Here is a 22262-nt window from a genome sequence, read left to right as displayed (position 1 = left end):
AAAGAATTATTGTATGATGAATATAAAGAATATTTGCTGTATAGGTGCAGGATATGTAGGCGGCCCAACTATGGCGATGATTGCCCAAAAGTGTCCGCATATAAAAGTGACCGTAGTCGATATCAATAAAGCGAGGATCGCTGCCTGGAACGATGAGGATGTAAGCAAACTACCGGTCTATGAACCGGGACTGGACGAAGTGGTAAAAGAAGCCCGTGGCAGGAACCTCTTTTTCTCTACTGATGTCGATAAAGCCATCGACGAGGCCGAAATGATCTTTATTTCGGTAAATACCCCGACCAAGACCTATGGAAAGGGTAAGGATATGGCAGCTGATTTAAAATATATTGAACTTTGTGCTCGCCAAATAGCTAGGGTTTCTACATCAGATAAAATTGTAGTTGAAAAATCGACTTTACCGGTTCGAACTGCAGAAACTTTAAAGAGTATTTTGGAGAATACAGGGAATGGGTTTAAATTCCAAATTCTTTCTAATCCTGAGTTTTTAGCGGAAGGAACAGCCATACAAGATCTTTTAGCTCCGGATCGGGTACTGATTGGGGGTGAAACCACCCCGGAAGGAGAAAAGGCTATTCAGGCACTAGTTGAAATATATGCTAATTGGGTGTCAAAGGATAATATTCTGACGACTAATGTATGGTCATCAGAATTGTCAAAACTAACAGCCAATGCGTTTTTGGCACAGCGGGTGTCTTCTATTAATGCTATTTCGGAATTATGCGAAAAAACAGGTGCCGATGTTAATGAGGTAGCTAAGGCTATCGGAATGGATTCCCGTGTTGGACCGAAATTCTTAAAAGCCTCGGTAGGTTTTGGAGGCTCTTGTTTTCAAAAGGACATTCTCAATCTGGTGTATATAGCTAAATCCTATGGATTAAATGAAGTGGCCGACTATTGGGAACAGGTAATTATTATGAACGACCATCAAAAAAGGCGTTTTGCAGAGAATATTGTAAGTAGCTTGTTTAATACGGTTTCAGGAAAGAAAATAACCTTTTTGGGCTGGGCCTTTAAAAAGGATACCAACGATACCCGGGAATCAGCGGCCATCTATGTAGCAGACGATCTGCTGAACGAACAGTCGGACATAGCAGTCTATGACCCCAAAGTAAAAGCCGAACGCATGTATGCCGATCTGGATTACCTCAATACCCGTTCTTCCGAAGAAAACAGGGAAGGGTTGACGGTCTGTGACGATCCTTACGAGTCTTGTCAAGGAGCCCATGCGATTGCAGTGTTAACGGAATGGGATGAGTTCACAGACTACGATTGGAAAAAGATATATAATAATATGCAAAAACCGGCCTTTGTCTTCGATGGTCGCGGCATCCTCGATAAAAACAAACTGAAAGAAATCGGTTTTGTGTATTATAAAATAGGGGAGGCCGGAGCGTTGGCAAAATCGAGCGTTAAAAAAATGTAGTTTTTTTACAAATTCCAGTCAACTAAAAATGTTACAATTCTGTCTTAAGTCCTATGTTTTGAAATCCTATGTCAAAACCTTATAATTCGATAATACTTCGACAGCCCATCTGAACGGAACAGGGGATGAAAAGTTTACACGAGTTCATATCGAAAATATCTGTATGAGAAACTGCTTAAATGTTTAATATATTTGGATATGTCTTAATAATCATAGCTTTTATTCTTTTTTCATGTAAGTTGAGATTCGGTAAGTTCTTATTTAGTAAAATATAAGCACTAATGTTTTCATAGGACTTGTGCATAAAGGTAACTCCCCCAATTAATTGAGGTATGTGATACTTGTATAATCGATAGCGTTGATTGTTTTTATAACTTTCAATTTTTTGTGCTTTGATATCTATGGTCCTTGAACCAATAAATCCAAATGAAGCATTGGCGTACATTTTCAAAAGTCGTGGTATAACACTAGCACAAGTAACCAGTATGTTGCTTACATCTCCTTTGTTGACTACTTTGGAAAATTTCTTATCGCTGCGCTTGTCCTTTTTTGCATAAAATTTAATTGCAAAAAAATCATGTTCATGATAATCAGCGTTAATTATGTAAAGTAGTCCAGTTTCTGGAGAAAAGAACTTATAAACATATCTTTTACAATGTTGGCTGTTCTCTGGATGAGTTTGAATAAATTTGACAGGATATCCTGATGCAGTGATTTGCATTTAAGGTACTAAGATAGGAGAGTTCTTTTTATTAATTGTTTCAACCTTTCCTTCTTCTATAGTGTCTTGTAGTTTTACTTTTACAGCCTTTTCAATAGAAGTCCACCCCATACGTACACCTTTTGTTTTTATAGGACGACGGGAATGATTACTTTTTGACTTTCGTGTAAATTTAGACATGAAACTATATAATTATGTTGTATAACAAAAATAAAAAAGGAGTTGTTAAGTAATTAAAGGCTTTGATATTATTAATTTATGTTAATTGCCTTGTTGATAAGTAAACTTTATGATTAAGGCTTGATAAAAGAAGGAATTAAATAGATTTAGTAATCTGGATTCACTTACCTAATTCTTTATTAAACAACCATTCACTAGAGATTGACAATACATTATTTAGTTTTCTTTCTGGAATTTTTCTTTTTAAAATCTAGGATGTCATTATCCTTTAATGAATCATATATTTTGGAAAAGTCATTCAATTTGAACCCCATAGCGCCTATAATCAAAATTAATGTAGTAGAGTTTGGGTTTGATTGGGCATTAAAAATTCTTGTAACTGTCGATCCTGTTTTAGATAAAGTGGTTGATTTTTAAAAGGATGTTATTAATTTGTTTTTAACAACATAAAATAATATTTGTACAACACAAAAACATAATTATTGCACATCTTAAAAGTATAACAATAGCCTACCTTTTCTACAGATTGGATTATAGCTTTGCTAACCTTAAACGAAAGACGTTTATGAAAAAGAAAATGGAGAGTTTAAAGAAGAAGCTAAAAAAGAAGAAGAGTAGTTAAATAATACCCAAATCAATGGCGTAGGAAATGGGCTTTAAAAATCCGGAATACCGGCCTTGTCTGGTAAAGAGCATTTATAATTATGGTTTTTTTAACTTCAAGAGGCTGTCTAAAAAGCTGTAAATTCTGATGTCATGCTAAGTAATGTCACCCTGAGCCTGTCGAAGGGCGTCGAAGCATAATTCACTAAAAACCAGCAAGTCTTCGACAAGCTCAGACTGACAAATCAAGTTCATTCAGGACTTTTTAGACAGCCTCTTCAGCAAATATAAAGAGAAGAATTGAAATTTATTTGGAATCAAAACAGAAAAGGCTTCTCCCCCTATAAAAAAGTTTAGGGAAATTTTTGTTTCCCAATAATCCTAACGATCCTAATAGAGTTTTCTACGGTAAAAAAGATGGTGTGCGACACATGTACACAATATTGATATCTCTTCCGGATATGGAAAGCCTTGGGGAACATTTCCGGGTTTTTGGCTATTCTCTTAAACGCTTTTTCAAAAGAGTTATGGTATTTTTCAGCCTGTGAGACTCCGAAGCGGCTTAAACCATAAAGATATATTTGGATTAGGTCTTCTTCTGCCTGTCGCGTTAAGACATACTTCATTTAACCTTTTTTAGCACGTTCTTTGGCGACTTGCAATATTTCGGCCATGGTTTTGTTTGAAATGCCGCTTTCTTCGCCCTTGATTAGTTCATTCCTGAGCCACATGCGTTCTTCTTCCTGTTCCCTTTGCCTACGGATCAAATCGTTGATCAATTCACTTTTGCTTGAGTATTCATTTTTTTCAAGCTGGTGTTTCATCCAAAGGTCGTTGGGTTTGTTAATTGTTATTGTTTGCCTTGCCATGATACTATATTGTGTGTATTTAATACAAATATACACCAAAAACGCACCAAAACAAGAGCTTAACCAAATTCTTGCTAAGAGTTGAATTTCTCATGGCTTTTCCAAAGTTCAAAACTTTGGAAAAGCTGTTCCTATACAAATCCTTGCCTACTGAAACTAAGTTCAGCAGAGCCCTTCGACAACCCTTCGATATACTGAAACCATGTTCAGCACAGGAGCTCAGTACAGCCCTTCGACAGGCTCAGGGTGACATTGCTAAGCTCAGGATGACATTTTATTTCTTTTGTTCATAATACCACTAATGTCAGTCTGAGTACTTCGATAAACTCAGCACAGGCTCTGTCGAAGACCAATTAACCAATCATCCTAATTAACTCAATTAATCTTTTTTGGAAATTGGAATTTGGGGATTGGAATTTACTTTAGATTGCTCAGCATGCTTAAAAATGAGTACAATTCATGTTAAAGTCAACCGGTAATATATTCCTTAACTATTTCCAATTCAATACCGGAATAGATGGCAAATTCTTGTATAGAAACAAATTGATGGGGTTCTTTTTCGAAGTATTCCCTGATGTTTTTATACAGGTTTCTGGAACTACGGATACTCTTACCCGTAATCCGTTGGATATCTTTTGGATAAATACACACTCTTTTAATACGCATATGGGCTTATCTAGGGGGTATCCTGGGGGTTGATAGGGGGGAACATGCCTTTAAATATAAGAATAAACAGGATTTACCTCTACTTTTACGTAAGAAAATTCGACCAATAACAAGGTTTGGATTTTTTATGATGTTAAAAATACTTATTTGTATTTGTCGGCAAAAAAGGTCGGTATGGGCAAATACCTGCAATAACGGAATTGGAAATTTCCTTCTTGTTTTTGACTGTTATAAGTTCGTCTCAGAAATGAAAAAATACTGCAGTAATTCGATCATTTCCATTACTGTAAGAGCGCCTTACAGGAGTTTAATACATAACAATTATTATTATGGCAAAACAAGATGGAATTATTAAACTAAAAGGTACCATGGATGGGGTTACCTTTTACAAAACTGCCGATGGCTATGTGGCCCGCAAAAAGGGAGGCATAGACAAAAAGCGGCTTGAAAACCACCCTGCTTTTCAGCGTACCCGCGAAAACAATGCGGAATTTGCACGTGCAGGACTGGGCAGTAAGCTTATACGAAAGGCTATTTTGCCCCTGCTTAAAAATGCCAAAGACCCACGTGTGAACTCACGTCTGACCAAGGAACTGCTGGCTATTATTAAAACCGATACCGTTAACGGACGTGGTCTCAGGACTATAGCCGATGGTGTTATGGAACCCCTCGAAGGTTTTAATTTTAATGGCAACGGTAAGCTTGATAGCGCTTTATACTCTGCTTATGCTTTAAACCTGGACAGGGTGGCAGGAAGTTTACAGCTTCAAATTGACGCTTTTACGGCCAACGAGTATATTATCGCGCCGAGCGGAACTATGCATTTTGAGATCGTACTCGGAATGGCAGAACTCGATTTTAATGGTAATGCCTTTGTGTTCAATAGCAATAAAACTGCTATTACCCCCTGGGGTGCACAAGAGGTACCGGCCATTGACATGAGCGCCAATGTAACGGCCGATAGTACCTTACCGTTGTTACAGGTCATGGGGGTTAACTTCTATCAAGAGGTAAACGGACAGATGTACCCGTTGAGGAACGGGTCGTTTAACGCCCTGGCTGTAGTGGGGATCGATAAACCATAACCAATGGAACTGGTTTTATTGCGAACCCATTTTAAAGAGAGCACCATTGGTGCTCTCTATTACCAAGGGGACTTTATCTGTTTTACCATAGAGTTGCCCTGGAAAGAGAACCGACGGAACATTTCGTGTATCCCGGATGGATGTTACCCGCTTACATTGCGGACTACCCATAGGTTTGGTCCGCACTTTAAGATAGGGATGGTGCCAGACAGGGACGGCATACTGATACATCCGGCAAACAACGCCCCCGAAGAGCTCAGGGGCTGTATTGCGCCTGTAAGTCAGCTTACGGGTATGGGGAAAGGCGTCTTTTCCAAAACAGCACTCGACAGGTTGTTTTTGTATTACGAGCGGTCGAGGAAGCTTAAGGAAGGATTGTTTTTAAGGATTGTTTCGAAAGCGCATTAGTGTTAAGTATCAAGTACTAAGTATTGAGTACTAAGTATTAAGGTTCTTGCTGGTGTTAACCCTTCAAGGGTTGGTTTATAACAAACATTTATCGATTTAAATTGTTTAATCATAAAAAAGTAAAATCATGAAAATCATAGAACGTTATCAAAAACCGACACCGAAGTTTTTCAGGGTGTTTCGGAATGTTGGAGTGGCACTGGCTGCTGCGGGAGGTGTTATAGTAGCAGCACCTGTTGCGTTGCCGGCTACGGTAGTCAGTATCGCTTCGTATATGGTTGTGGCCGGTACGGTGGCTACTGCTGTGTGCCAGGCTGTAGTGTTTGATGGTGAAGCTAAAGTGAAATAGTATTATAATGGAAAATAATACTATTTATAAATTTAGTTTTACGGGCGGAACTGTTTTTGGAATGCTGCCCACCATTAGATCGGATGATGTGTTATTAACCATTATTATGGCTGCCATAGGAGCGGTAGTTAGTTTTTTAATTACCATGCTTCTAAGATGGTTGGTCAGACTACTTAAAAAGTAGGTATGGAAAAGCCCGGCATAGTCCGGGCTTTTTGGTGATGTTTCGTTATGCTGACGCTGCGGTCAGCACAGCCCTTCGACAGGCTCAGGATGACATACCGTTTTGTTTGCACTTCAGTGCTTTAAAAGCCCTTCGATACTTCGTCAACCCTTCGACATACTGAAACTATGTTCAGCACAGGCTAAGCTCAGGATGACATTCTACTTCTTTTGTTCATCATGCTACTATTGTCAGTCAGGCTCTGTCGAAGACCAATTAACCCATCCCCACCTATTAATCTTCAATTTTGAACCTTGAACTTTAAACTTTGAATAACTATTCCCCAATCAACTCAATTAACCGAACCCTCCTTTGGTTATACTTATTATCCATCACCATCTGAATTTTCATCGGTTTTGTTGATATTGTTTAACAACAATTGTTCTATATGATTTCGGTTGTAAAAAATAAGGCCATCTACCTTAGTGAACGGGATCGAACCATTATTGCGTAATTTTTGCAGTGAACTGGAACTGATCTGCAGTATTTCCCTGACCTGGGCCGAACGTATCCAATGGCTTTCCCTGCTTTTTCTGGTTTCCTTTACCAGTAATTTAATTTCTTCTATCAGTTCTTGTTTGAAATGATTTAATTGTTTTGCTGTTATTAAAAAGGTTTGCATGGTATAAAATTTATGATTTTGGCTTTTATTGATTTTTTGTTTGTTGGTAATGTGAGGGGGTATAACCTGTGTGCCTTTTAAAGAATTTTCCGAAGAGGGAAGGGCTTTTAAACCCTAAGTGGTTGCTGATTTGTTTTATGGTATTTCCTTCTATTAATAGTATGGAGGCCTCCCTTATCAGGTATAGGTGTATAAAGTTTATGGGAGATTTTCCTGTTACCTTTTTTATGGTTTTATAAAGGTGGTCTGTAGTTATGTATAGCTTATCTGCATAAAATTTAACCCGGTGCTCCTTTTTAAAGTTAGCGTGCACGAGGTGGAAAAATTGCAATACTAATTTTTTATTTTGCGGGGAGCTTAAAACTTTTGATTCATCCGGGTGTGAATATAGTTGGTAAAGGATCAATAGTATCAACTGAAATGTTATTGAAATAATATGTTGATGTAGTTTTGGAAAGTATTTTTTTACTTGGTTTTTCCTTAAATATTTAAATAATGAGACAAGCAGTTCAGCTTGTTTTTCATCTATCTTTACCCTTGAGAAAGGTTTAAGCATTAAAAACAAGAACAAGGGAATGGATTCTTGGTATTTGACACTTTGGAAGATAAATGCTGTTTTAAAGGAAAGTACAGCTGCAAACAGTTTCCCCGTAGGTTTTACAATAGTGCCATAACCGTTTATCGGAAGGATGAGCGCCTCTCCTTTTTTTATGACTATAAATACTTTGTTGACCTTTAACCGCAATCTGCCATTTTTTACCAGTACAATGGTATAATCATGGCTGTTAAGGGCAGTGTTGATTGTTTTTACCTGATCGGTACTGGTCAGGAAATAAACGACAAAACTGTTTGGTGGTGTGTTATGGTAGGCTTTCGGTTTCAAGTTTTAGTAGTAAGATTTCTAATAGTAGGGAAGGGGGGACGGAACTATAGGGAAGAAGGTGCTTAAAAAGTTATAGAGTCAGCTGTTATACTGAGCTATGTTGTACTTAGTACAGTCGAAGTATCGAATTATAATTCATTGAAAATCAAATTGTCTTCGACGTCCTTCGATGCTTCGACAGGCTCAGCACAGGGTGACATTGCTCAGTACAGCCCTTCGACTGTGCTTCGACAAGCTCAGCATGACAATATGTGCAAAGCAGACTTTTTAGACACCTTCAGGCCTATTGTTCTTGGGTCATTCAGACATACTGTTTCCCAGGGTTCTTTCTGTCATATCAATCATATCGGTTACTACTAAATCCCAATCAGGGTCTTCGCGATCGCCATCATCGTCATCTTCTCCCTCTTCACCACCGGTAGCCATTTGATGGGGTGCAAACGAATCGTAATGATTTTTGCTTAAAGAAACCATGGTGAGAATGACACGTTTGTCCTCATCATTTAAAACCTTACTGTTGGTCACGCCGGCTTTATAAGTTGTAAGGTAGCTGTAAAGTGCCTGCTGTGAACCGTGTTGTAGTTGGAGTATATTCTCGGTAAAAGAGAAAAGACTGCTTTGCGCCTCCGGACTTAAATGGGAGTTTGCAATAAGGTTATGCAGAGGTTCATTGTGGTTTGCCGCAGGCGCAGTATAAAGTTTTTCCGTTTCATAAGCACTGCTGTCTTGACTGCAAGCAGTTAATAATATGACAAATAGGGGCATAAGGTATATTAGATGTTTCATGTTTAAATTTTTAAAAGATTACTGATGATTTTATCAGTTCTTTTATCCGGATAAGCAGAACTATTCACCTGAGATGATCAGGTGGTTTTTGGTGTTTGAATTCGAAGCAAATCTATAGTTATAGTAGGCTTTGTCGCAAATGGTTGTATGTGGGTTTTCGGAAAATCAACGTTGATTTTCCGAAAACCAAGGAGCTGTTTTTACTTAAAAAACCCTTGTTAGTCGATAGTTTGTATTGGTTTTAAGTGTATCTTTAATGAATTCCCTCTATATTTTGAAGAATGAAGTATCCGAGTCCGCTTAGCCCCCTCCCGCTCCCCCAAAGGGGGAGTGAGAGTATCTCCTTTCCTCTCCGCCAATGGCGGGAGGCTGGGAGGCAGTTTAGGTGGTTTGTGGATTGCCCATACCCGAACAATAATGAACAGACTTTTACTTATTACAGCTTTATTTTTATCAAACGGGTTATCAGCCCAGGAAATTGATTATAAAATTCACGATTCGCTTAAAGGTGAAACCTATGATGCCTTGTTTGTAAAGATTAAGCGCAACAGCAACAACGATTCAAGAAGAGCCCTTTACTTAAGCACTTTTTAAATAAGGCGAAAGCGGAAAATAACCGGAAAGAAATTGTTAATGGCTATAAATACTACCTCCATTTTTCCGGGGATTCCCTGAGGTTGGTTTATGTTGACAGTATGATCATTTCTGCGGTAGCATCAAGGGATACAGCCTTGATCAGTGCTGCACATGTCACTAAGGGGATGGTATTTTTAAATGACAGGAAGTATAGACAGGCATTGGATCATTTACTGTTAGCCGAAAAATTGGCTAATACCACAACAGGGCAGCCTTACCTGATACACAAAATACAATACAATTTAGCACAGATTTATTATCAGTTGGAACAATACCCGGATGCTGTTAAGCTGTTTAATTTGAGTCTTCATTATTTTAGGGACAAACAGGCAAAAGCTTATATGAAATCATTGCACGCATTGGCACGGTGTCATACCCAAATGAAAAATTATGGAATGAGCAATAAGTTGAACCGAAGGGGGGTAAAAGAAGGGAAGCAATTGGGGGATACCGCTATGGTTCCCTATTTTATGCAATCGGCAGGCATTAATAAATACGGGGAGCAAAATTTTAAATTGGCCATAGCGAAGCTGGATAGTGCATTGCCGGCTGTGAAAACCAAAAAAGACTTTGCCAATGTTGCCATAACCCATTTTTACTTAGGGAAAAGCCATAAAGCATTGAACAGGGAAGCAGAGGGGATTTCCCATTTTAAACGGGTGGATTCCATTTTTGAAAAAACCGGTTATATCAAGCCGGAGTTGAAAGAGAATTATAGGCTGTTGATGAATTATTACCAGCACCAAGATAGCACGGATATGTACCTGTATTATATAGAGCAGCTGCTAAAGGTGGATAGTGTGCTTCAGGAACGGTATAAATACCTCTCCGGCAAAATGTACAGGGAATATAATTCGGCAAAGCTGATTCGGGAGAAACAACGGGTAACGGATTTACTGGAAAAGAAAAAACGAAAAGAAGTGCTACTGACCGGGGGAGCATCATTATTGGCTATACTGTTGTTTTTCGGGGCTTTTCGGTTTTACAACATCAAAAAGAAATATAGGGAAAGGTTTAAGGCCCTGATGTATCATGGAAGCCTCCCTACAAAAGTTGAGGAAGCAGAAGTGGGAACCCTGGATATACCCAAAGAAACCGTTGATACTATTTTAAAACAGCTGGATAAATTTGAAAAGGGCCTGAAGTTTAAAAATGAGGATATAAACCTGGAAAGACTGGCCGTATATACTGATACCAATACCAAATATGTATCACAGGTCATTTCTCATTTTCGGGGGCAAAAATTTCCTGATTACCTTAATGAGTTAAGGTTGAATTATATTATCGAGCTACTTAAGACGGATGCTATGGCTAGAAAGTATTCTATTAAAGCCCTTGCCAAAGAGGCGGGATATACTACCACAGCCCGTTTTACCAATGCATTTAAAGCAAAATATGGGATACCACCATCTTTTTATCTGAAGGAGTTGGATAAGTTGAAATAAGCGGGTTAATTTATGGTATTAGGTCGTGCCTTACTGGAAATAAAAATGCTGCCATTGCCTACAACCTTAAAAAGCACCTTAAATTCATCGAAAAATGCACTAAAAGCGGGGCAATAAGCCTGCAGGGTGTTTGCTTTTCTTTAAAAGTTATCATACATCGCTTTTTACTCCTTTCTAAGCCTCGTAATTTTAGCTTGCAACTAAATTACACTATAAAATAAAAGCCCTTAAAAGGGCTGATTTGTATCTTGTTTTTGTAAAATTATAGGGTTGCGCAACGGTTATTGTTGTTGTGTGGAGTTTTTTATTTCAGTCGTTTTTTTATATCCATTCGTTGGTGTAAAATTCTAACGATTTCCACGATGTCGTTTTCCGCTTTTCGATAAAAAATCAAATAGGATTTTATTTTAGTCACTCGATAATTTTTTCGAGTTTGTTCCGCTGACTCTCCAGCCATAAAATTGTCAGCTATAAACTCAATTTCCGCAATTATCAAATCATAATATCTATCGGCTTGTTCTTTCGACCATTTGTGAAAAGTATAAGCCCAAATATCATTTAAATCATCAATCGCTTGTTTACTTATTCGATATTTGTTTTTACTCATAAGTGTTGGCGATGTAATTTGGTCAGATTTTGTTTAGGGTCAAAATTTTCAACAAATCCGCTTTGTTCGCCGACTTCAAGAGCTTTAATCAGTTCTCTTTCCTTTTTTTCTTCACGTTCTAACAATCGCAATGCTGAACGAATAACTTCGCTGACAGAACCATATCTTCCAGATTTTACTTCTTCTCTAATGAAATCCTCAAAATGATTTCCGAGTGATATTGATGTGTTTTTCCCCATTTTGGAAATTTTTATTCAAATATACCAAATATTGGTAATATTTTCAAATTGTACACAACTTGTTTATATCCCCAACATTTCCCTGTTTATTCCGAAAATTCGGGGGGCTATGCACAGGTTTTTATTCTTTATATCCCTGCCAATAATTTTAAAAAGTATGCTAGGCTCTTGTAAACATACTATTTTTTTTCATTTTTATTCAACCTAAATAGTTTATGAATCATTACCATGTAAGCTAAAGATATTTTGGATTATAATTCTTTTGCTGATTCATTAACGGCTAAAGAATTGCAGGAGGCCGCAATAAAATATCTTACGGGTAAAACGTATTCGCAATTTATTTTATTACCAGAAAAGGAAAAACCTTTTTAATATAATTTGATTAAATTATTTGTGTTAGTTAGAGCTGCCGAGAGAGAATCCGGCAGCTTTTATTTTTTCAAGCCACAGCTTTTCAGGAACGATCCGGTTTTTTGATGTTTACGGAAATAAAAAGTATTATTTTAAATATAAGTATCTCTCGGTTTCCTATATGAGAAAAGCAAACCCAGCATAGTCAACACGGCGTTCATGTTTGGCCGTTCCGACCACACGAACGCTTAGCTATTGTACCTAGTTTTTTAATTTTCGGTCAGTATTGAATTTTGTAAGTTTTCAAGTTGTGTGTCCGATTTCCAAAGAACTTGATCAAGGTCTCTTTCAATTCTTATGTCGGGGGCTGTTCCGTAACCATCAAGGATTTTTCCATCCTTTTGAAAAGAAACCATTGTGCTGATTTTTCCAAATAATTTTGAGTTAGGCAAGTCAACCCAATCGCTGTTACCACTTGAGCCGTCTGTTCTTACACCGACAATTTTGATATTCGGTAATCCCTTAAAAGCAGCAACAAAAACGGATGCTGCACTAAAAGTCTTTTCATTGGCCATAATGTAAACAGGTTTATTGTAGTAAAAAGACTGTTTAGCTAATTTTCTTCCATTTAACAATCCAAAATAATATTCGCTGTATTTTTTTTCATCCAATTCATAGATTGGTTTAAAGGTTTCCAAAAATTCAGTAGCCTTTTTTTGCTCTTTATTATCCAATTCAGAAAAGGAAAACAAAAACCTGCTGTGTAATCGTTCTATACATTCTTTAGGTAATGGAATTGGACCTTTTTGTCTTGTGGCGTTTACAACATACACGGAATCGGGATGAATGAAATATTTTGCAAATTCATATAACAAATCACGGGTTCCGCCACTGTTGGCTCTTACATCAATAATCAAAGCTCTGCTGTCATTTTGGATAGATTTCATAAATGAGTTGACTTTGTCAAAAAGAAGAGGGGCTTCATCTTTGTTGACCATTTCAGGAAGCTTGATATAAGCAATGTTGTCTTTTATGCTAAATAGTTTTTCAAAGATTTCAGGTTTATTAAAGTCTTCATCTTCTATGAAAAGATAATCTCTTTCAAATTTTTCGTCCCAAGGGCGTAATCTTTCTGATTTGTTAACTACCGAAACAGTCAAAGTAGTGTCATTTTGGAAAGCAGAATCTGAAAGTGTCAATTCGATTTCTTTTGGTAATGGTTTGTCGAGAAGTGTATAATTTTTTTGGATGTCCCGAATATCCCTGACGGCCAATGTAAAATAGGTTTCTTTAGGGGCTTTTATATCTTCGGGACGTGTTTTTTGCAGGAAATTATTAATATCCGTTCCCTCAATCTTTTTGAGATAAGGAAATTTAGGGTTGAAGATTTTTAAATTTTTGTTCTGGTCAAAATTCAAAACAACAACCTTATCGTTTACAGGTGCGTAAATGAATGGTAAAAAGAGAGATTCGTTTAAATCATAACCTCTTATTGTTGACAAGGAGGAATGCCTGTCTCCGATTTTCGCCAAAGTTTTGGTAATAAACAGACCAAAATCTTCAAGTCGGGTGGAGTCCCCTATGGTTTTTAGATAATTTTCAAAATCGTTATTGAAGTCATATCCGTTTAGGTAAACATAGGACGATTTTTCATTTAGAGTTTTTGTTAGAAATTCAATGTCTTCAGTTATCTGCTTTTTTGTCAGCCAATTGCTTTGTGCATTAGAGAAAATGGAACAAAGACTAAATATTGTTAAAATCAGGATTTTTAGTTTCATTAAAGAGGGTTTGTTTAAAATTACGTCCAATGGTTTAGGCTACAAGGGGTATTCCCAAAATAGAAAAGATTTTTAAACAAGAAATAGCCTGATGAGTTTCTTTTTTGCATTACAATTTTTGAGCTATTTGCTCATCTCCCTGAATTTTAGTCATACGCACTATTTCTCCCCTGTTACCCGGATGAAACACCAGGGTAGCATCAAAAACCCTGACAAAGAAAGAATGTTTTTTAAAAGGAACCAGTTCCTTTTTGTCATTCCCTACCACACCATATAGTTTTTTCTGGTGTCTTTCAATGGTCAGGATAAATTTGGATGAAAACTTATATTTTCCCACATAACGATCCAGTTGCCGGATGGAAAGTGAGTATGGTTTTCTGGCAGTAACTTTGTTATTAATACGCTGCCAGTTAGTAGGGATATTGGTATTCATAAACTTGAAGGTCCGACTGGCTTTATTGTCTTCTTTTTCAAAAATAAGGTAATCCAGGGTGTTAGCGATATGCAATTTGTTTTCCGGGAAAGGCAGGAGTTCCGATTTGGTCCCCCCAATGGAAAACAAGAGCAGTTTTCCGTCTTCCAGGCGTATCATCCGCCTTTCTCCCTGGTCATTTTCATAAAGTCCCTGGTAAGCCCCCAGTTCTTTGACGGGAACGTTAACTATGGGAAAATCAAAAGGTTTTTCCATCATAATAGCTGTCAGTTCAGTGGCGAGCTTATCTAGGTTTTGATAACAATTGCAATTAGTTAAAATAACCGTTGAAAGTTTTTCTTCCGGAACGATCAGTGAATAACTGGCAAACCCGTTGACCAGGCCTCCATGCTTTACTGTTGGGATACTCTGGATGTTTCCCATACGCCATCCTAAACCATAAGAAATAAGGGTTCCGTTATTAATATGATATGGCTGAAGTGCCATATGCCAGCTAGAGGTGTCCAACAACGTATTATTAAGAACAGCTTGGTTCCACCGCTGTAGGTCCCGGGAACTGGAGATCAGGGAACCAGCGGCATAGGGGAGCGACATGCTCAGGTAATCAGCGTTTTTATATTCTTTCCCGTGTCTTGAATATCCGGAAACCCTTCCCGGAATGACTTTGGAAGTATGGTCATAATGTGTATCTAACATCTTTAACGGTTCAAAAATAGAGGTCTTCATAAAATCTTCATAGGACATTCCGGACACCTGTTCGATGATATATCCCAAGACCACATAACCGGAATTGGAGTATTCAAAACGTTCCCCTGGTTTAAAGCGTACAGGTTCGTTTTTAAAGTAATTGATGAGCTCCTGGGGAGTCATATCTTGTCTACGGATATCCGGGGAGGCAAACCCTTCCATACTGGTATAGTTGACAATTCCGGAGGTATGGGACAGCAACTGGGCAATAGTAATGGAATCTCCGTACCCAGGGTAGTCCTGGATATATTTGGTGATAGGGTCATCAAGGGAAAGTTTTCCTTTTTCCATGAGTTGTAAGATCCCCACAGCTGTAAATTGTTTGGTAAGGGAGCCGATACGAAAAACATGTTCGGGGACAAGAGGTACATCCAGTTCCATATTGGCTTTACCGATAGCCCTTTGATAAAGGGTTTGCCCGTTTTTAACTATAGCAATGACCGCTCCCGGGGACTGTGCCGAAAATTTGTTTTCGACGATCGAACCCAATTGGTCGTTCATCTTCTGGGCAAGTAAGGGAAATAGCGAAAACGTATAAAGAAGTAAAAGACATATATACCGTTTCATTTTGGATGATTTTTGATTGATGAATATTCCCTAAGGTTTTCCTGTATCATTTTCGATAATATTAAAATCGACCGGAGTTCTCCCGTAAGGTGTAAGTCTAAGGCTCTTAATGGCACTTCCTTGTTGAACCACCAGGTAACGCCCTTGAAGGATTTTTCCGTTTTCATCGGTGTAGGTCCCAAACCATAATTCCTCTTCCTGTGCAATAACAGAAAAGGAGATACATAGGATGACTGCAAAAAACAAGGGTTTAAATGATGATAAAAAATATTTCATATGTTTTTGGTCATTAATAAGCTAAGCTTCTCCGTATTATAAAGAGCCATTTTTTATTGGATTGTTACAGTAATTGCATTCTTTTTTATTTTAACAATGTTTTAATTTAAATATATCCCTTGTTTTTATAAAACTAGTGGCTTGTGCAAATCGGTTACCGGTGCTGGAGGTAGTTTTTATTCTATCAAGCTAAATATTTTATTGCTAATTTCTTTTAAGTCTGCCGTGTCTGTATTGCAAAGAATAATTACTATTCTATTGAATTTTTTATCCGTTATAATTTCTGAATTAAAACCATCAATATTTCCGCCTCTTCTTAAAATAGGAAAACTGTATGTTTTATCATCTAAGAAAAACCCAAATGTTGGGTAACCTTGTAACCAATCTATGTAATTATTATCTTGTTTTTTAGTCAGATATTTAATTTTGCTTTGTTCAGAAATAAATTTGTCATTTCTTAGTGCTTTTATTAAATGATATAAGTCCCAAGTGGTAGAATACATTTGACCTGCGCCATAATAATTTGATATAAATCTCCTGTCATTGTAAAGTTTGTCGCTTGGTTTCCCACTCCCAAATGTGTAATTATGATATCCATAGGCAAGATTTGGAATTACCTCACTTTCACTCACAAATCCAGTATTGGGTAAATTTAAAGGTTCTAAAATTTGATTTTCTATTGCTTTTGAAAAAGTTAGGTTTGTGGCTTTTTCTATGATTAATGACAATAGAATGTAATCTACGTTATTATAATTAAAATTGATAGAGTGAAGTGGTTGTTTTCTCTTTACAAAATTTTTGATAAAATTATCTAGTTTGTATTTAGAGAGATAAGCTTTTATGGGTTCATTAGCCAATCCTGATTTATGGAGTAAAAGGTCTGAAACTGTAATATTCGTACATTTTTTTGGCAAGCTATCAATATACTTTGATATTTTGTCATTAAACTTAAGTTTTCCTTTTTCCTGAAGTTGTAGAATTGCAATTACCGTAAATAATTTTGTTGTTGATGCGATGGGGAATTTAGTCTTTTCGTCAATAGGAACTTTAAATTGGAAATTTGCAAAACCCTTGTTTAAATCGGTTATTATTTTGTTGTTTTTCATTACCAATATAGAGCCATTGAAATGACCTAGTTTATATTCTTTATCTAGAATACTATCAATTTGTTCTTTTTGTCCAAAACAGGATGTTGAAATAAAAAGAAGTAGAAAGCAATATTTTTTCATTAGGATTAATATGTTCAAGATTACCGCCAATGTTAGCGACGGACTTTACTCCCTTAGTTGTTCCAATCGGCTTATGGCGTTTTGATTTTGGGAATTTAACTCCAAAACCTTTTCAAAACTTTCAATAGCCTTTTCTTTGTTGTCCATGAACAAATATCCCTCTGCTAAGCTATCGTAAAGATTCGCAGAATTCGGATAAAGTTTGGTTGCCAATAAAAATACATGTATTCCTTGCAAAGATGTATTTGGATTGAAAACAAGTTGTAGTCCAAGGTAATTTAAATGGCCTTCCGGAATTTCTAACGAAGGATGCATTTTCGCTATGGAGTCATAAAGTTGTAATAAGTTTTCATAGTTTCGGTTTGATGCCAGGTCGTTAAAATCCCGAAACGTGAACTCATCTTTTTCCGGTTGTTTAATTTTTAGAGTGACTAGGCTATTTGTAGCTCCATGATTACGCGGATTGTTTTCGATGAACTTTGATGCGTTTTTATCCTTATTTAAAGTGGCTTCCAAAAAATTCAATGTGTACGTCGCAACCCATTTGTAGGATTCCATGATTTCAGCATCGCTTTTGTCTTGTCTTTTATCCCTATTGGCAAAGAGAACGTCCAAAGTACTGAAATAGCCATGTGTAAGGTTGTGAAACTTTAATCGATATGCCCTACTCTTCGATAAACTGTCGAATAACTGAAATTTTGTGTTAAGTTCAGCATTAATATGATCTTCTTTCAAGACGAGTTCAGGAATGTCTTTCTGTGCCATATGAATGTACGGGACATCTATATTTTGAGCATCAAAAAACGGTGATTGGTTCAGTAGCTCATATGCATATCTTTCTTTGCCGTCAAGACTAACAATAGCCTTTACATTGTCATTGCGATTTTGTACGATGATATTTGATAAACCGCCAGCGCTAAAACCCATTAGTGCAATTTTGTCATAATTCGCAATTGGAAATTTGCCTGCTTCTTTCATCAAAAACTCTACATCCCTGGCCTGGGTTTCCATTTCCTTTGCGTTGTTATTGCTGAACCAACGGGTTTCGGTTCCTCGACTTGGACTTGATATCACAACAAAACCGTGACTTGCCAGATATTCGCAAAGGGCAAAGTTTTCGATTGATGATCTGTGGAGGCCTGGTGCGTAGACAATCACCGGAAATTTTCCTTTTTCGAATTCTGCTTTAGCATATGCTGTTGTTTGTTCGACAAGGTGTTTTTGATTTGCAGGTGTGTTGGGATAATCAAACCAGTTTAATATTTGTTCATTGGGCAAATGTTCCCATTCTTCTTCTTTTTTTAGGATTTCAAGGTAATCTAGAACCACCAACGGCTCTCCGTTAACTACATTTTCTTCAGAAGGATACCATATACTTACTGGAATTGGTCTTGTTATCTTTTTGTTGGTGTAGTCATAGATTCTACTATAAGTTCTTGTACTGTCAGAAGTTGTATAATGTTGAAATCCTACATTGTATTTTCCGTTTTCAAGGTCAATTTCCTCGAGTGAGGTCTGTGCAGCGATAAGATTAGCTTGGAAAAGGATCAAAATTTTTAGAATAGTCAATCTCATAATGAAATCAGTTAGTGTTCACTTTTAAAGATTCGATTATTTATTTATTGTTACAGTATTCGCTTTAGCTTGCCGCTAACATTCTAAATAAACACCCGTTGTTAATGGCGTTTATTTTTTGTTGTGCAGCGTCTTATAATTCTTTCATTAATTTTTTAATGCTCCACACGGTAGCAAATTCCTCATTTAAATTAGCAAGTGTTGTTAAATGTATAATTTCAGAGTCATATTTTTCTCCGTTAATTCCAATTCGGTCAAACGTTGCAGTCGCATCTGAAATTAGATATGTTTCATAACCGAAGTTTCCTGCCATTCGAGTTGTAGTAGATACACAGTGATTTGTAGTTATTCCAACTATCACTAACGTATCGATATTCAAATTTTCTAACTGCTCTTTTAAATCCGTTCCGATAAAAGCACTATTTACGTCTTTGGTAATTATTGGTTCGTTTTCGGTTGGCGTTACATTTTCATTAAATTGAAATCCTCCGTTAGAGATATGTAATTTTGACTTCAAGTTTTTGGAGCTGTGTCTGATATGAAAAATTGGCAAGTTTAATTCTCTCCATTTATTCAAAATTTCACCACAAATAATTTCAGCATCTTTGTTATTTCTGTTCCCTCCCCAATAGTCTTCATCTAAAAAAGCCTTTTGAACATCTATTAGGATTAATGCAGGTTTCTTTTCTCGTAATTTCATTGATTTTATTTATTGTTTTATGCTACACAACTTGTTTATATCCCCAACATTTCCCTGTTTATTCCGAAAACTCGGGGGGCGATGCACAGGTTTTTATTCTTTATATCCCTGCCAATAATTTTAAAAAGCATGCTAGGGTCTTGTAAACATACTATTTTTTTTCATTTTTATTCAACATTTGAAGAGCATGCGATACTTCGTTCAGTGGCGCAGCAAGTATGCAAGATGTATGTTTTGTATTAAAAGCACTCATACGGCACATTTTAATCCTCGTGATTTTAGCATGCAACTAAATTACACGGTAAAATGAAAGCCCTTAAAAGGGCTGATTTGTATCTTGTTTTTATAAAATTAATGCTTGTGCAACGATTGCCATTGTTATGTGCAGGCTTTTCCGCATTCTATTATTTCAATGAAGTTCTTTATAAACTCATTTGTATATTTCCCTTTTGGGTCTAAATTAGGGTCGAGAATCGTAATTTCAATTCCAACAGCTTTTTTGCTTGATAGCAACGGGATTAGCAATTCCCTAAACTCTTTATATGTAAGTCCGTCAATTCCTCTGCTGTCAACGGCAGGCATAATTTTATCGTTCAAAACATCCACGTCAAGATGAATAAAAAATCCATCTAAATTATTTTTCCGTACTAATTCCAAAAATCGATTTGCAGTTTTTGCAAGTCCATTGTTTCTTAATGTTTTTAAATCGAAATATTTTATTTCCGATTCCAAAATCGGACGTACATATTCTTGGTCGTATTCTCTATTGCCAACACAAAAGACGTTCTTTTCTTTGAAGTAAGGTTTTTGATTAAAAATATTGGACAGTTTATCGTGCCCGTAGCCAGTAACGATTGCCAAATCCATTCCTGCTGCACCACCAGTTCCAGAAAGTTCGGGCCAAATAAAGTCGGTATGTCCGTCAAGGAAAAAAAGTCCGTAGTTGCCTTTTTGTTTTAGGGCGATTGAGTTGCCAATGAGAATGCTACAGTCTCCGCCAATGATTAGTTGAAAAGTATTTTCGTCCAATTTGTCGGACAGCATTTTACTTTGATTAATTGCGTATTCAATTATGTTGTCTGCATTTCTGACGCTTGATTCAACGTCGAAATCCATTGCATATTCAGGCGGTTCTATTCTTAAAATATTATACGGATTAATTTTTTTATGAAAACCGTGTCTTTTTAACCACTCCGGTAGTTTTTTGACGCCTGGTTCAATTTCAGATTCAGTCTTTTTTAGACCTAAATTTGAAGGGAATTCTAATATATTAATTTTGTTACTGTTCATTTTTCAGCTTGCACATAACGTTTAGTGTATGATTTCGTAAGGGATTGAGGGTTTAAAATCTGTCAATTATCACTAAAATTGATGCAGGTGATACCGCTCGAAAACCTCTGAAACCCTTATGAATTATACAAATTGTGTGTGCCCAGTATGGGCATCTTTTTAATTACGCTAAAAGTAACTTTAATCTAGAGGGTGCAAATAGCGTGTAAAAAGACGCTAACTTTTCGATTAAACACAGAGTCGAAGTTTTAAATTTTTCTTCTTATTTTAAACTTCTCAAAAAGCCAAATTTAAAAATTTGGCGGTCTTACTAAATTAGCAAAAACCTCTTGGAAATCCTATAATAGCTATGTTTTATACACGTTGTTGCCATTTCGTTGTTTTTCAAGCTTTAAACTATTCAACTATATTTTGTTTTCTGTTTTTTACCGTTTGAATTAATTCGGTTAGCATTTCGTTTTATTAACTTTTTAATTTTGATTATTATTTTTCTTTGCATCTCTCATTATAACTAGCATTGTAATTATCATTGCAATAATTAAAATGACATTCGAAATAATACTAAAAGGTATTTCCTGAAGATTGTCAAAGTCAACTTTCGAAATATTGTAAATCATAAGCACAATATTTCCGATAATTATTAAATATATAAAGTAAGTTTTTTTCATTTTCGTTTTAAATTCAGCGTTTTGTTTTTCAATTATTAGTTGTTTTCAATTCTGTTTGAGAGAGCGATTTCGGAACTTGCTAAATTCCATTGTGATTTTCATTCCGCATTTGAGCGAGAATTCAGCTTAATTTACTAAGCATTTTCTTTGTTAAAAATCAGTTCTTATAGAATCCAATTTTTCCATTTCCGAGTGCGTTTCGCAATGAATGGCAACAATAAATGTAAGAATCGTAGCTTGGGTTCGCGAGCTGGCTTTGTGCAGCTATGATTCTTACATAATGTTGGCGTGTCGTAGTTTTCATCTACCGAGTTTCATATGCGCCTCTGTAACCCATACTTCACTTCTTCAAAATCAGTCAAATTTAATTGTTAGTTCAAAGCTGTTCCAAAGTGTCTAATATTTCTAATGTTTTATTCATATGGGCTTTTATATCCATTTTTTGTAAGTACCCTAATTATTCTGATTCGGTTATAGCGTTGCAAGAAAATTGGATAGATATTAGCGTATAAGTTGATTAATAAAATAATAACCCAGTTAAAGGTTGATATATTCTCGTATTCCATACCAACAATCAAAATAAAGATGAGTAAAAATATCAAGTGGATTATCTCATACTTTTTTGTGTTTCGCTCAGCTTTATAAAGTTCATTAAACCTGTCTTTATTTCTGGCGCTTATTTGTTTCACGTTTTTCCAACGCCTTACTAAATCCCCATCCGTAATCAAGTATTTTTTGAACCATTTAATACCCAAAAATTCATAAATGCTTTTGCTCTTGTAAAACTCAAACTTCTTGGGATTAAAATATTGCCTCATGAATGATATCCTAAGTGTTTGTACTATTGTGTGTGCCCAGCATGGGCATCTTTATTATATCGAA

The 22262-nt window shown here is 36.4% G+C and carries 25 protein-coding genes; 7 read left to right on the top strand and 18 right to left on the bottom strand.

Annotated features, from left to right (window positions below):
* Positions 1-16 precede the first annotated feature (16 nt).
* Positions 17-1444 (top strand): UDP-glucose 6-dehydrogenase, encoded by a 1428-nt coding sequence (locus tag OOZ15_RS12025; protein ID WP_265956760.1) that lies wholly within the window; start codon positions 17-19, stop codon positions 1442-1444.
* A 175-nt stretch (positions 1445-1619) separates the two neighbouring features.
* Here the strand turns inward: OOZ15_RS12025 and OOZ15_RS12020 are convergent, their stop codons facing one another.
* The 5 genes from OOZ15_RS12020 to OOZ15_RS12000 form a co-directional block, all read right to left on the bottom strand.
* Entirely contained in the window at positions 1620-2165 is a 546-nt protein-coding gene (locus OOZ15_RS12020) for a hypothetical protein (RefSeq protein ID WP_265956662.1), read from the bottom strand.
* A complete protein-coding gene (locus tag OOZ15_RS12015; RefSeq protein WP_265956661.1) occupies positions 2166-2345 on the bottom strand; it encodes a hypothetical protein in 180 nt (59 codons plus the stop codon).
* 956 nt (positions 2346-3301) lie between these two features.
* On the bottom strand, positions 3302-3574 hold the full coding sequence (locus OOZ15_RS12010) for a type II toxin-antitoxin system RelE/ParE family toxin (RefSeq protein WP_265956660.1): 273 nt from the start codon (positions 3572-3574) through the stop codon (positions 3302-3304).
* On the bottom strand, positions 3575-3817 hold the full coding sequence (locus OOZ15_RS12005) for a ribbon-helix-helix domain-containing protein (protein WP_265956659.1): 243 nt from the start codon (positions 3815-3817) through the stop codon (positions 3575-3577).
* A gap of 468 nt (positions 3818-4285) precedes the next feature.
* Positions 4286-4483, bottom strand: coding sequence for a hypothetical protein (locus OOZ15_RS12000; protein WP_265956658.1), 198 nt, complete (start codon positions 4481-4483; stop codon positions 4286-4288).
* A gap of 329 nt (positions 4484-4812) precedes the next feature.
* Here OOZ15_RS12000 and OOZ15_RS11995 point away from each other — a divergent pair, with 329 nt between their 5' ends.
* The 4 genes from OOZ15_RS11995 to OOZ15_RS11980 all read left to right on the top strand — a co-directional run bounded on the left by OOZ15_RS11995 (position 4813) and on the right by OOZ15_RS11980 (position 6509).
* Positions 4813-5568: a hypothetical protein gene (locus tag OOZ15_RS11995; protein ID WP_265956657.1), complete on the top strand. Its 756-nt coding sequence runs from the start codon at positions 4813-4815 to the stop codon at positions 5566-5568.
* 3 nt (positions 5569-5571) lie between these two features.
* A complete protein-coding gene (locus OOZ15_RS11990; RefSeq protein WP_265956656.1) occupies positions 5572-5976 on the top strand; it encodes a DUF5675 family protein in 405 nt (134 codons plus the stop codon).
* A 127-nt stretch (positions 5977-6103) separates the two neighbouring features.
* Positions 6104-6325 carry a hypothetical protein gene (locus tag OOZ15_RS11985; protein WP_265956655.1) on the top strand — a complete coding sequence of 74 codons (222 nt, stop codon included), beginning with the start codon at positions 6104-6106 and terminating at the stop codon, positions 6323-6325.
* Between the two features lie 7 nt (positions 6326-6332).
* Complete coding sequence (locus OOZ15_RS11980; RefSeq protein ID WP_265956654.1) at positions 6333-6509, top strand: hypothetical protein; 177 nt, start codon at positions 6333-6335, stop codon at positions 6507-6509.
* 364 nt (positions 6510-6873) lie between these two features.
* Here OOZ15_RS11980 and OOZ15_RS11975 read toward each other — a convergent pair whose 3' ends face one another.
* The 3 genes from OOZ15_RS11975 to OOZ15_RS11965 form a co-directional block, all read right to left on the bottom strand.
* A complete protein-coding gene (locus OOZ15_RS11975; protein WP_265956653.1) occupies positions 6874-7170 on the bottom strand; it encodes a helix-turn-helix domain-containing protein in 297 nt (98 codons plus the stop codon).
* 25 nt (positions 7171-7195) lie between these two features.
* A complete protein-coding gene (locus OOZ15_RS11970) occupies positions 7196-8053 on the bottom strand; it encodes a helix-turn-helix domain-containing protein (RefSeq protein ID WP_265956652.1) in 858 nt (285 codons plus the stop codon).
* A gap of 297 nt (positions 8054-8350) precedes the next feature.
* On the bottom strand, positions 8351-8839 hold the full coding sequence (locus OOZ15_RS11965) for a hypothetical protein (RefSeq protein ID WP_265956651.1): 489 nt from the start codon (positions 8837-8839) through the stop codon (positions 8351-8353).
* A gap of 417 nt (positions 8840-9256) precedes the next feature.
* Between OOZ15_RS11965 and OOZ15_RS11960 the strand changes: the two genes are divergently transcribed.
* Both OOZ15_RS11960 and OOZ15_RS11955 read left to right on the top strand, forming a co-directional pair.
* The gene (locus OOZ15_RS11960; RefSeq protein WP_265956650.1) at positions 9257-9433 is read left to right on the top strand and encodes a hypothetical protein; all 177 of its coding nucleotides are present in this window, start codon (positions 9257-9259) and stop codon (positions 9431-9433) included.
* 101 nt (positions 9434-9534) lie between these two features.
* Positions 9535-10920: a helix-turn-helix domain-containing protein gene (locus tag OOZ15_RS11955; RefSeq protein ID WP_265956649.1), complete on the top strand. Its 1386-nt coding sequence runs from the start codon at positions 9535-9537 to the stop codon at positions 10918-10920.
* Between the two features lie 304 nt (positions 10921-11224).
* Here the strand turns inward: OOZ15_RS11955 and OOZ15_RS11950 are convergent, their stop codons facing one another.
* From OOZ15_RS11950 to OOZ15_RS20445, 10 genes are all read right to left on the bottom strand, one after another.
* Positions 11225-11527 carry a type II toxin-antitoxin system RelE/ParE family toxin gene (locus OOZ15_RS11950; RefSeq protein WP_265956648.1) on the bottom strand — a complete coding sequence of 101 codons (303 nt, stop codon included), beginning with the start codon at positions 11525-11527 and terminating at the stop codon, positions 11225-11227.
* The gene (locus tag OOZ15_RS11945) at positions 11524-11766 is read right to left on the bottom strand and encodes a type II toxin-antitoxin system ParD family antitoxin (RefSeq protein WP_265956647.1); all 243 of its coding nucleotides are present in this window, start codon (positions 11764-11766) and stop codon (positions 11524-11526) included. The genes OOZ15_RS11950 and OOZ15_RS11945 overlap by 4 nt, the downstream gene beginning before the upstream one ends.
* Before the next feature lie 620 nt (positions 11767-12386).
* Positions 12387-13895, bottom strand: coding sequence for a S41 family peptidase (locus OOZ15_RS11940; RefSeq protein WP_265956646.1), 1509 nt, complete (start codon positions 13893-13895; stop codon positions 12387-12389).
* A gap of 109 nt (positions 13896-14004) precedes the next feature.
* Positions 14005-15642, bottom strand: coding sequence for a serine hydrolase (locus OOZ15_RS11935; protein WP_265956645.1), 1638 nt, complete (start codon positions 15640-15642; stop codon positions 14005-14007).
* Positions 15643-15672: 30 nt separating this feature from the next.
* On the bottom strand, positions 15673-15918 hold the full coding sequence (locus OOZ15_RS11930; RefSeq protein ID WP_265956644.1) for a hypothetical protein: 246 nt from the start codon (positions 15916-15918) through the stop codon (positions 15673-15675).
* A 176-nt stretch (positions 15919-16094) separates the two neighbouring features.
* Positions 16095-17147 (bottom strand): serine hydrolase domain-containing protein, encoded by a 1053-nt coding sequence (locus tag OOZ15_RS11925; protein WP_265956643.1) that lies wholly within the window; start codon positions 17145-17147, stop codon positions 16095-16097.
* Between the two features lie 45 nt (positions 17148-17192).
* The gene (locus tag OOZ15_RS11920; RefSeq protein ID WP_265956642.1) at positions 17193-18722 is read right to left on the bottom strand and encodes a dienelactone hydrolase family protein; all 1530 of its coding nucleotides are present in this window, start codon (positions 18720-18722) and stop codon (positions 17193-17195) included.
* Between the two features lie 133 nt (positions 18723-18855).
* The gene (locus tag OOZ15_RS11915; RefSeq protein WP_265956641.1) at positions 18856-19422 is read right to left on the bottom strand and encodes a cysteine hydrolase family protein; all 567 of its coding nucleotides are present in this window, start codon (positions 19420-19422) and stop codon (positions 18856-18858) included.
* Positions 19423-19800: 378 nt separating this feature from the next.
* Positions 19801-20712 carry an arginase family protein gene (locus OOZ15_RS11910; protein ID WP_265956640.1) on the bottom strand — a complete coding sequence of 304 codons (912 nt, stop codon included), beginning with the start codon at positions 20710-20712 and terminating at the stop codon, positions 19801-19803.
* Positions 20713-21793: 1081 nt separating this feature from the next.
* Entirely contained in the window at positions 21794-22198 is a 405-nt protein-coding gene (locus OOZ15_RS20445; protein WP_416337321.1) for a glycosyl-4,4'-diaponeurosporenoate acyltransferase CrtO family protein, read from the bottom strand.
* Positions 22199-22262 lie beyond the last annotated feature (64 nt).

Source organism: Galbibacter kalidii (genome assembly GCF_026241135.1).
In the GTDB taxonomy this organism is placed as follows: domain Bacteria; phylum Bacteroidota; class Bacteroidia; order Flavobacteriales; family Flavobacteriaceae; genus Galbibacter.
This window is presented reverse-complemented; position numbering and strand designations above follow the sequence as displayed.

Coding starts and splice junctions, on each gene's coding strand:
- OOZ15_RS12025 (WP_265956760.1), top strand. CDS start 17: ATGAATATAAAGAATATTTGCTGTATAGGTGCAGGATATGTAGGCGGC.
- OOZ15_RS12020 (WP_265956662.1), bottom strand. CDS start 2,165: ATGCAAATCACTGCATCAGGATATCCTGTCAAATTTATTCAAACTCAT.
- OOZ15_RS12015 (WP_265956661.1), bottom strand. CDS start 2,345: ATGTCTAAATTTACACGAAAGTCAAAAAGTAATCATTCCCGTCGTCCT.
- OOZ15_RS12010 (WP_265956660.1), bottom strand. CDS start 3,574: ATGAAGTATGTCTTAACGCGACAGGCAGAAGAAGACCTAATCCAAATA.
- OOZ15_RS12005 (WP_265956659.1), bottom strand. CDS start 3,817: ATGGCAAGGCAAACAATAACAATTAACAAACCCAACGACCTTTGGATG.
- OOZ15_RS12000 (WP_265956658.1), bottom strand. CDS start 4,483: ATGCGTATTAAAAGAGTGTGTATTTATCCAAAAGATATCCAACGGATT.
- OOZ15_RS11995 (WP_265956657.1), top strand. CDS start 4,813: ATGGCAAAACAAGATGGAATTATTAAACTAAAAGGTACCATGGATGGG.
- OOZ15_RS11990 (WP_265956656.1), top strand. CDS start 5,572: ATGGAACTGGTTTTATTGCGAACCCATTTTAAAGAGAGCACCATTGGT.
- OOZ15_RS11985 (WP_265956655.1), top strand. CDS start 6,104: ATGAAAATCATAGAACGTTATCAAAAACCGACACCGAAGTTTTTCAGG.
- OOZ15_RS11980 (WP_265956654.1), top strand. CDS start 6,333: ATGGAAAATAATACTATTTATAAATTTAGTTTTACGGGCGGAACTGTT.
- OOZ15_RS11975 (WP_265956653.1), bottom strand. CDS start 7,170: ATGCAAACCTTTTTAATAACAGCAAAACAATTAAATCATTTCAAACAA.
- OOZ15_RS11965 (WP_265956651.1), bottom strand. CDS start 8,839: ATGAAACATCTAATATACCTTATGCCCCTATTTGTCATATTATTAACT.
- OOZ15_RS11960 (WP_265956650.1), top strand. CDS start 9,257: ATGAACAGACTTTTACTTATTACAGCTTTATTTTTATCAAACGGGTTA.
- OOZ15_RS11955 (WP_265956649.1), top strand. CDS start 9,535: ATGATCATTTCTGCGGTAGCATCAAGGGATACAGCCTTGATCAGTGCT.
- OOZ15_RS11950 (WP_265956648.1), bottom strand. CDS start 11,527: ATGAGTAAAAACAAATATCGAATAAGTAAACAAGCGATTGATGATTTA.
- OOZ15_RS11945 (WP_265956647.1), bottom strand. CDS start 11,766: ATGGGGAAAAACACATCAATATCACTCGGAAATCATTTTGAGGATTTC.
- OOZ15_RS11940 (WP_265956646.1), bottom strand. CDS start 13,895: ATGAAACTAAAAATCCTGATTTTAACAATATTTAGTCTTTGTTCCATT.
- OOZ15_RS11935 (WP_265956645.1), bottom strand. CDS start 15,642: ATGAAACGGTATATATGTCTTTTACTTCTTTATACGTTTTCGCTATTT.
- OOZ15_RS11930 (WP_265956644.1), bottom strand. CDS start 15,918: ATGAAATATTTTTTATCATCATTTAAACCCTTGTTTTTTGCAGTCATC.
- OOZ15_RS11925 (WP_265956643.1), bottom strand. CDS start 17,147: ATGAAAAAATATTGCTTTCTACTTCTTTTTATTTCAACATCCTGTTTT.
- OOZ15_RS11920 (WP_265956642.1), bottom strand. CDS start 18,722: ATGAGATTGACTATTCTAAAAATTTTGATCCTTTTCCAAGCTAATCTT.
- OOZ15_RS11915 (WP_265956641.1), bottom strand. CDS start 19,422: ATGAAATTACGAGAAAAGAAACCTGCATTAATCCTAATAGATGTTCAA.
- OOZ15_RS11910 (WP_265956640.1), bottom strand. CDS start 20,712: ATGAACAGTAACAAAATTAATATATTAGAATTCCCTTCAAATTTAGGT.
- OOZ15_RS20445 (WP_416337321.1), bottom strand. CDS start 22,198: ATGAGGCAATATTTTAATCCCAAGAAGTTTGAGTTTTACAAGAGCAAA.